Source organism: Verrucomicrobiota bacterium, from assembly GCA_034440155.1.
In the GTDB taxonomy this organism is placed as follows: Bacteria; Verrucomicrobiota; Verrucomicrobiia; order JAWXBN01; family JAWXBN01; genus JAWXBN01.
On sequence record JAWXBN010000091.1, the window covers coordinates 1 to 8,339 of the forward strand.

The following is an 8,339-nucleotide window of genomic DNA, read 5'->3' on the forward strand; positions in this document are numbered from 1 at the left end:
GCTACCGGGGCGACAGGTTTCGGAAATGCTGACGGGGCAGGAACTGCCGCTGATACTACTGGAGCTGGGGCGGGAGCAGCTACCGGGACAAGAGGTTTCGGAAGTGCTGACGGAGCCGGAACTGCTGCTGAGGCCACTGGGGCTGGGGCGGGCATGGGAGCGACAGCTGTTTTTACAGGGAGTGAACCGGCATTTGCCACAGGCTGAGGTGCAGGTAAAATCGCTGATACTGGTGAAGGAACCGCAGGAATTTGCGGTGCATTCGGTGTCAGAGAAGAAACGGGCACAGCGAGTTTCGGAGGGGCCACTGGTACAGGGGCACCGGAAATGGCGGCAGGGACCGGTGGATTCACCACAGGTGCTTGCGAAAGATTTGCGGCTGCAGGCGCAGAAACAGCTGCGGCTGCTGGTGCAGGAGGAGGAGCGGCTGGCGGGGTAGCTGGTTTCGGAGGCAATCCTCCCCCAAGGGAATTCATCGGTGGAGCCATGGGGGGTCTCACCGCTGAGAGCGGACTCACTGAGGGGGTACCCATTGCTGCCGGCGTGGTAATCGTAGGTGGCTTGATGGGAGAACCTTCCGGTGCCGAGGCTACCGGGCGAATTGATGGAATCTCTACGCGTGTAGACGCTTTTTTGGCGAGCTGAATCTCCTCCTCTTTTGAAGGGGGATTAATTACCGCCCTGACGGCGGGAGTGAAAATCGGAATGACCGGGATAGCCTTAGGTTTTTCTGTTCCTACTGGGGCGGGGGCACTGATATCAGTTTTGAGTTTCGGGCTGAATCCTAATGATCCCCCTGAGGTCGTTGATTCGGTGGAATGTGCTTGTGGAGTCTGTGTATATGCAGGGGTTGAGCTAATGGAAATAGGGTTACGAGCCGACAAAACGACTAGTGGAGCTGATTTGTGAATGAGCAAGACCGGCCTGCGAAGTCCTGCATTCGGCGTTGACGTATCCATATATCCTCGAAATTACATTGTTAATTGTTTTTACTTGTTTTCGCAGAATAAGGAGCAGTTTGTAACAGCGCAAGATAAATTTATCATTTTCTTTTAGCCTTATGGAATCTATATTTTACCTTCAAAATACTTAATTGTCTTCCTAAGACCTTCTTCCACAGTGATTTTAGGTGTCCACCCTAAAAGCTCTTTTGCCCGAGTTATGTCCGGCCTTCTTTGTTTTGGATCATCTTTCGGCAATGATTTAAAGATGATTTCACTCTTACTATTCGTGATTTTTTTGATTAATTCAGCAAATTCTAAAATCGTATATTCCGACGGATTCCCAATATTGACGGGTTCATGAAAGTCTGCCTGTGATAATTTCCATATTCCGTCAATAAGATCATCCACATAACAAAATGACCGTGTTTGGGAGCCGTCCCCAAAGACCTCCATGGGGTCCCCTTTTAACGCTTGGCTGATAAAAGCCGGGACGACACGACCGTCTTTGAGTCTCATCCGAGGACCGTAAGTATTAAAGATACGGACAATGTGTGTGTCGATTTTGTGAACCCGGTGGTAGGCCATGGTCATGGCTTCGGCAAAACGTTTAGCTTCATCGTAACAGCCGCGTGGCCCGACAGGATTCACATGTCCCCAGTAACTCTCCGGTTGCGGGTGGACTTGCGGGTCACCATAACACTCCGATGTCGAGGCGATAAAATATTTGGCGTTTTTATCTTTGGCCAGTCCTAAGGTATTATGAGTGCCAAGTGCCCCGACCTTCAGAGTTTGAATCGGGATCTCCAGATAATCAATCGGGCTGGCCGGGGATGCAAAATGAAAAACATAATCCACTTGGCCGGGCAGGAAAATAAACTCCGTGACATCCTGGCGGATGAAGCGGAAACGCGGATTGCCAGCGAGATGCGCTAGATTCTCCGGGTTCCCCGTCACAAAATTATCAATCCCCACAACATCGTGACCCTCCTCCATTAGGCGTTCAACCAAATGGGATCCCAAAAAACCACCTGCACCGGTAACAACAGAGATAATAGGCATTCCCCGAATCTACAGCGATCCCCCCTGCCGGGCAACCTATTTTCCGCCTGCTTTTCCCTCTCCCCGGTGTCAAAACTTATGAGTCAACGGGGGGTCCATGCCCTTTTGATCCAAAACAGGTTTGTATTTCAGGAAAGCTACAGTAAGCTCTTCCACGGCTCATGAAAACCGAAACAAAATTTATTCTTTATCTAGAACAGATAATGGCCGTCGCTATCCCTGCCGACCGTTATTCCAAAAGCCGTTTGTACAAACTCCGTGACCGGCTCGAAAATGAAAAACGATTCCGCGGACGCGCAGAATTAATGAGTGTCATCGATCTGGTCAGTGATTACCTGCCTTAAAACAAAACGGCCCCCCTTTTTACTCTACTGTGACACTCTTGGCGAGGTTACGGGGTTTATCCACGTCGCAACCGCGGGCTACGGCTGTGTAATAAGAAAGTAGCTGGAGCGGTATCATATTCAGGATCGGTTGGAGGAAATCACGTGTGAGGGGCACGGGAATAAACGCATCCGCCTTTTGCTGGAGTAATTTATCCCCGGCATTTCCCAGCGCAATGACTTTACCACCCCGCGCTTTAATCTCCTCCAAGGCACTGATATTTTTATCATACACGTCGTCTTGCGTCGCGATCAGTACCGTGGGCAGGCCGGGTTCAATCAAGGCAATCGGCCCGTGTTTAATCTCGCCGCTGGGGTAACCCTCCGCGTGGATGTAAGAAATTTCCTTGAGCTTGAGCGCACCCTCGAGGGCAATGGGGAAATTAAACTGGCGCCCGAGGAAAAAAACACTTTTGGCCGGGGCAATTTGCGCGGCGACGGCACGGATATGGTCCGCTTGTTTAAGGGCATCCTCGACTAGCGTGGGGAACTCCTCCAGTGCGGCGATGATTTTCCTGCCTTTGGAATAGGACAAATTGCGCAGGCGTCCCATGAGCAGGGCTAGGCAAGTCATGATAATAGTCTGGGAAGTAAAGGACTTCGTCGCAGCCACGCCGACCTCCGGGCCGGCATGCATATAGATACCCCCGTCGGCTTCACGGGCAATCGTACTGCCGACGACATTCACGATCGCTAATGTCTTATGCCCTTTGCGTTTACTCTCGCGTAAGGCGGCCAGCGTGTCCGCTGTCTCCCCGGACTGTGACAATACAAAAACCAGCGTATTCATCTCAATCGGCGGATTGCGGTAGCGGAATTCACTCGAGTACTCCACCTCGACCGGGATTCCCGCAAATTGCTCAAAGAGGTATTCCCCAAGCAATGCCGCATGCCAACTCGTGCCACAGGCGCAGAGGATGATTTTATTAATGGAACGTAATTCCCCCGCCGTGAGATTTAACCCACCAAAAACGGCGGTAGCCTCGTCGCGGTTGAGACGGCCACGCAAGGCATTTTCGATCGTGCGGGGTTGTTCGAAAATTTCCTTGAGCATGAAGTGAGCGAATGCACCTTTCTCCACGGCATCCGCAGAGTATTCTATCTGGGTCGCACTCCTCTGGGCGGGGCCCGAACGCAGGGACTCGATCTCGTACCCCCCTGCTTGGAGCATGACCAGATCGAAATCTTGGAGGTAAATAACCGTCTGGGTCTGTGCGGCCAGGGCAGCCGTGTCACTTGAGATGAAATTCTCCCCCTTGCCCACCCCGATAATCAAAGGGCTCCCCCGCCGGGCGGCGATGATCGTATCCGGGCAATCTTGATGGATAACGGCGATCCCGTAAGTGCCTTGGACTTCTTCGAGTGCGGACTTCACCGCCGAACGTAACCGTTGTGCAATTTGCGCGGAGACATCGGTTTTTTCAAAATAAACCCCGATCAAGTGTGCAAGGACTTCCGTATCTGTGAGTGAATGAAAATGGTGTCCTGCCGCCTGTAACCTCTCTTTGAGAATGGCGTAATTTTCAATAACCCCATTATGGACCAGCGCGATTTCGCCGGATCTATCGAGGTGCGGGTGGGAATTCGCATCACTGGGTTCTCCATGGGTGGCCCAGCGGGTATGGGCAATGCCTAAAGAACCGGAAACGGGGTGATCCAAAAGCTTAGCGGCAAGCTGGTCGACCCGGCCGACTGATTTCGTAATGCCCAAATGACCTTGATCAATAAGGGCCACACCCGCGGAATCATACCCCCGGTATTCGAGCCTTCTTAATCCGTCCACCAGCAAGTCAACGGCCTGTCTTTCCCCGACATATCCAAAGATTCCGCACATATTTTTAGAAAAATGGTGCACCCGTCGGGACTCGAACCCGAACCACCGGCTTCGGAGGCCAGTACTCTATCCAATTGAGCTACGGGTGCATGAAATTCCTATATAGCGGATAACCGCCGGGAAAATCGACAAAAATTTCTTTGAAGAAAAGAGTTTTTCTTTCTCCCCGGTATGATTTAGAAAGATACCCCTCATGAAAGACACTAATTTAACATGGCGTTACGCCAAAAGCCTGATTCTGGGAATGATGCTTCTCTGGGTCATATTCCATGTATTGCTTTTCTTCCCCGTCCCGAACACCTTTAAAATCATTTCCATGATTTTCGCCGTGATCGATATCATCCTGATGGCTTTCGTATTTAATTTCTTCCGCAACCCCGAACGCCACTCCGCTGCCGATGAGAAATCACTCCTTTCCCCAGCTGACGGCAAAGTCGTGGCGATTGAGGAACTCGTGGAAAACGAGATACTGAAGGTGAAAATGAAGAGGATCGCCGTTTTCCTGAATATCTTTGATGTCCATGTCAACCGCACACCATACGCCGGGAAAGTCACTCACCTGACCTACACCAAAGGCAAATTCCTGAATGCGATGGACCCGGAATGCTCGAATCAAAATGAACGCCAACTCTGGGTCATCGACAAAGACGGCTTTGTGATCGCAGTTCGTGTCATTGCCGGTCTGATCGCTCGCAGGATTATTCCTTGGCGCGAGGTCGGGGATGAGCTCCATCGGGGCGACCGGATCGGCATTATCAAATTCGGCTCACGCACCGAGCTTTATGTGCCGATGGACTGTGAAGTCACCGTCAAAGTCGGCCAACGAGTCAAAGGCGGGGAAACCGTTCTCGCTAAAAGACCTTAAAAAATCAAAATTTACACTAGTACAGGATGTTATGAGCGAACCACAACCCGTTAAAATATACCTCCTCCCAAACCTGATGACTGCGGGCAATTTGCTCTGCGGCTTCTTGGCTATCCTGACCATTTTCGAGGCATCACTCCTGCACGGCACCGATCCGGTCACCGCCTTGACTAAATACCAGATCAGCCTTTTCTTGATCCTGGGGGCATTCCTCTTTGACATGCTCGACGGGCGCGTGGCACGGATGGGCGGGTTTGAAAGCCCCTTTGGCGTCCAGTTCGACTCGTTGGCCGACCTGATTTCATTTGGGATCGCCCCGGCCCTGCTCATGATTAAAATCGTCTTGAATGATTACAGCCGCTTCGGCTGGCTTGTGGCATTTATTTATTTACTCTGCGGCGCCCTGCGTTTGGCCCGGTTTAATTGTATCGCTGCCAGCGGGGATAAAGAACAAATGAAAGAGTTTATGGGCCTACCGATTCCTGCAGCGGCAGGCATGGTCGCTTCGGTCACCCTGCTCATGCTTTGGATCGAGGAAGGCGAGAAACAACCCGGTATTTGGCGTGTAGGCCTGCCGTGGGTGATGCTTTTCCTGTCCATGATGATGTTCAGTAAATTCAAATATCCCAGCTTCAAATCGATCAATTGGAGGACCCAGTACTCGATTCCAAAGCTGGCGATCTTGGTTATTTTAATCGCCCTGATGGTCATGTATTATTATGTCGCCCCAGCCATCGCCTTCATGATTTACCTCTTTTATGGCTTTTTCAGGCCATTTGTCTCAGCGCGTATCCGCAAAGAGATCGAAGACGATGACGAAAGTGGTTCTCCTGAAGATTCTAATAATTCTTGAAGCCGGAGCTTGACGCGGTGGGCTGAATTGGCATGCTATTGCGTTCCCTGAAGATTAATCATGGGCCATTGAAAAAACAATCGCCTGTCAGTAACAGGAGCCTCGTATCGTATATGGGCAAAGACAAAAAAAAGATAAAAGAAAAGAAATCCGTGAAACCAAAAGCTGCTTCTAAAGAAAAAGCCCCCGCTAAAGCCCCGGCCCAAAAGCCGAAGGTCGCCGCGAAAGCCCCAAAAAAGACAGTGACAGCAGCTGCCCCTAAAAAGGAAGTCGCCGCCAAAAAAACTGTCACCAAAGCACCTACGACTACGACTAAAAAGGATATCATTCCCCGTTCACCGGTGAAACCCTCGACAGATGCCCCTGTTGAATACATCAACAAAAAGACCTCTTATGGGGACGCTTTCCTGAGCCAACAAAAACAAAAGCTCCTTGATCTGCGTGATACATTAGTGGATCAGATCCATGATACGGCCCAAAACAGTGTCCGTGAGGCACACATCGAGTCTTCCGGCCTCGGAATGCACCAGGGTGATGCAGGCAGCGACACTTACGACCGCGACTTTGCCCTGACTGTTCTTTCCCAAGAACAAGATGCCCTTTACGAAATCGAAGAAGCCATCAAACGTGTCGAAGATAAAACTTACGGCGTCTGCCAGATGTCCGGAAAAGAAATCATGCAAGCCCGTTTGGAAGCCATACCCTTTACCCGTTTTACAGTTGAATGCCAAGCTCAGCTGGAAAAGGAAACCCGCGGTCGCCATAAATGGTCGAGCGAAACCCCATTTGCCGAAATGATGGGGCGCGGAGATGATGATGATGAAAGCTACGAAAAAGAGGACTAAAATATTATGCCACGCGAAATCATAACACTCGAATGCACCGAAGCCGCCAAGGAAGGCAAATCACCTTCCCGTTACGTGACGACAAAAAACAAAAAAAGCCCACGTACCCAAGGCCGCCTCGAAAAGAAAAAATATAATCCCGCCCTGCGCCGACACACGCTACACCGTGAAGTTAAATAGTATTTCTTTCATTGCGTCAAAAGAGGACGCTGTTGAATTTTATGAATAGCCCACAAGGCGTGTTCCTTAACCAAAGGCTCTGGATCTTCCAGAGCCTTTTTTAATGCCGGCAAATCGTCTTGCGTCCCCGTATTCCCTAATGCCACGCATACATTACGCAAAAGCCCGCGCCGTTTAATGCGTTTGACCGGTGAAGCCCGGTACAGAGTCCTGAAGTCTTCCTCGCCCAGCGCGAGCAATTTGCGTAAGGACGGCCGCCGGGTCCATTCATTCCCCGCAAATTGCGCCTCCTGCGAAGCCCGTGCAAAGCGGTTCCACGGGCAAGCCGCCAAACAATCATCACAACCATAAATCCGGTCGCCCATCAAGGAACGTAACCCTTCGGGGATCACCCCCTTATTTTCGATGGTTTGATATGAAATACACAGCCGGGCATCCATCTGATAAGGAGCCGTTATCGCCCCGGTCGGGCAGGCCGAGATACAGCGTGAACATGTACCACAACGGTCTTTTTGCGGTGCGTCCGGCTCCAGCTCCAACGTAGTGAGGAGTTCCCCAATAAAAAAATAAGTCCCGAGTGTAGGGGAAATCAGCATGGTGCTTTTACCCTGCCAACCAATCCCCGCCCGAGCCGCTAGGTCACGCTCAAGAACCGGCCCGGTATCTACGTAGGAAAGGGTTTCCGCTGCAAATTGCCCGCTGATGAATTCCTCAAACCCGCGCAATTTGCCCCACATGATGTCGTGGTAATCCACCCCGCGTGCATACCGCGCAATTTGCCCGGTAACAGGTGACTTTTGTCCCCCCACTATTTGCGCCGCTAGATCGTCATCCCCGTAATTAAGCCCGACGACAATAATGGACTTTGCACCGGGCAGGACCTCCAGTGGATTCACGCGCTTGGCCGCATTTTTTTCTAGCCACTGCATGGAGCCGTGTTTCCCATCCCCCAGCCAATTCCGGAAATAATCCGCCCGCTCCGGTGCCTCCGCTGTGGTCACCCCACAAAAATCAAACCCTAGCCCATGCGCAAAGTCTTTGATACGTTGAACCGCTGTCGTTTGTGAATTCATGAGTAAGGATAAATCAAGGGAATCGTACTTTTTCTCACATCTTCGAAAGGGGATTCCTAGTCAAAATAACTCCCCTTGCAAACCAGTTTCAGGCTTTGATTTTGCGGGTTTGGTTTGTGGTGCCGGGACAAATTGCCCGGCTTCCTTTTCCACTTCCTTGGTTAGACCTTTGAATTCGAGGCGTTTGAGCTCCTCAATGAGCTACGGGTAACGCGGGACGACTTGAAATTCCTGCATGGCCCGCGGCAACGGGAGCCTGGTATTCAGCTCCACCATCCGCCGGTTGATTTTAATCTGGTCGAC

At 51.1% G+C, this 8,339-nt stretch carries 10 protein-coding genes and 1 tRNA gene; 7 read left to right on the forward strand and 4 right to left on the reverse strand.

Translation table 11 applies throughout. From position 1 onward, the window contains the following. Both SGI98_09650 and SGI98_09655 read left to right on the forward strand, forming a co-directional pair. A partial coding sequence (locus SGI98_09650) for a hypothetical protein (GenBank protein ID MDZ4743666.1) occupies positions 1-207 on the forward strand: 207 nt, incomplete at its 5' end. A gap of 120 nt (positions 208-327) precedes the next feature. Then, positions 328-645, forward strand: a complete 318-nt coding sequence (locus SGI98_09655) for a hypothetical protein (GenBank protein ID MDZ4743667.1) — start codon at positions 328-330, stop codon at positions 643-645. Between the two features lie 422 nt (positions 646-1,067). On the opposite strand, the gene SGI98_09660 is transcribed toward SGI98_09655, so the two are convergent. Continuing rightward, complete coding sequence (locus tag SGI98_09660) at positions 1,068-2,003, reverse strand: UDP-glucuronic acid decarboxylase family protein (GenBank protein ID MDZ4743668.1); 936 nt, start codon at positions 2,001-2,003, stop codon at positions 1,068-1,070. Between the two features lie 161 nt (positions 2,004-2,164). Between SGI98_09660 and SGI98_09665 the strand changes: the two genes are divergently transcribed. Next, complete coding sequence (locus tag SGI98_09665; protein MDZ4743669.1) at positions 2,165-2,347, forward strand: hypothetical protein; 183 nt, start codon at positions 2,165-2,167, stop codon at positions 2,345-2,347. Between the two features lie 19 nt (positions 2,348-2,366). On the opposite strand, the gene glmS is transcribed toward SGI98_09665, so the two are convergent. Beyond that, on the reverse strand, positions 2,367-4,220 hold the full coding sequence (gene glmS, locus SGI98_09670) for a glutamine--fructose-6-phosphate transaminase (isomerizing) (GenBank protein ID MDZ4743670.1): 1,854 nt from the start codon (positions 4,218-4,220) through the stop codon (positions 2,367-2,369). A gap of 13 nt (positions 4,221-4,233) precedes the next feature. Continuing rightward, a tRNA-Arg gene (locus tag SGI98_09675) sits at positions 4,234-4,309 on the reverse strand. Positions 4,310-4,413: 104 nt separating this feature from the next. Here SGI98_09675 and SGI98_09680 point away from each other — a divergent pair. The 4 genes from SGI98_09680 to rpmG all read left to right on the forward strand — a co-directional run bounded on the left by SGI98_09680 (position 4,414) and on the right by rpmG (position 6,963). After that, complete coding sequence (locus SGI98_09680; GenBank protein ID MDZ4743671.1) at positions 4,414-5,085, forward strand: phosphatidylserine decarboxylase family protein; 672 nt, start codon at positions 4,414-4,416, stop codon at positions 5,083-5,085. A 31-nt stretch (positions 5,086-5,116) separates the two neighbouring features. Then, entirely contained in the window at positions 5,117-5,938 is an 822-nt protein-coding gene (gene pssA / locus SGI98_09685) for a CDP-diacylglycerol--serine O-phosphatidyltransferase (GenBank protein MDZ4743672.1), read from the forward strand. 113 nt (positions 5,939-6,051) lie between these two features. After that, positions 6,052-6,783, forward strand: coding sequence for a TraR/DksA C4-type zinc finger protein (locus tag SGI98_09690; GenBank protein MDZ4743673.1), 732 nt, complete (start codon positions 6,052-6,054; stop codon positions 6,781-6,783). 6 nt (positions 6,784-6,789) lie between these two features. Next, a complete protein-coding gene (gene rpmG / locus SGI98_09695) occupies positions 6,790-6,963 on the forward strand; it encodes a 50S ribosomal protein L33 (protein ID MDZ4743674.1) in 174 nt (57 codons plus the stop codon). An 8-nt stretch (positions 6,964-6,971) separates the two neighbouring features. On the opposite strand, the gene queG is transcribed toward rpmG, so the two are convergent. Continuing rightward, positions 6,972-8,036: a tRNA epoxyqueuosine(34) reductase QueG gene (gene queG, locus SGI98_09700; protein MDZ4743675.1), complete on the reverse strand. Its 1,065-nt coding sequence runs from the start codon at positions 8,034-8,036 to the stop codon at positions 6,972-6,974. Positions 8,037-8,339: the final 303 nt, after the last annotated feature.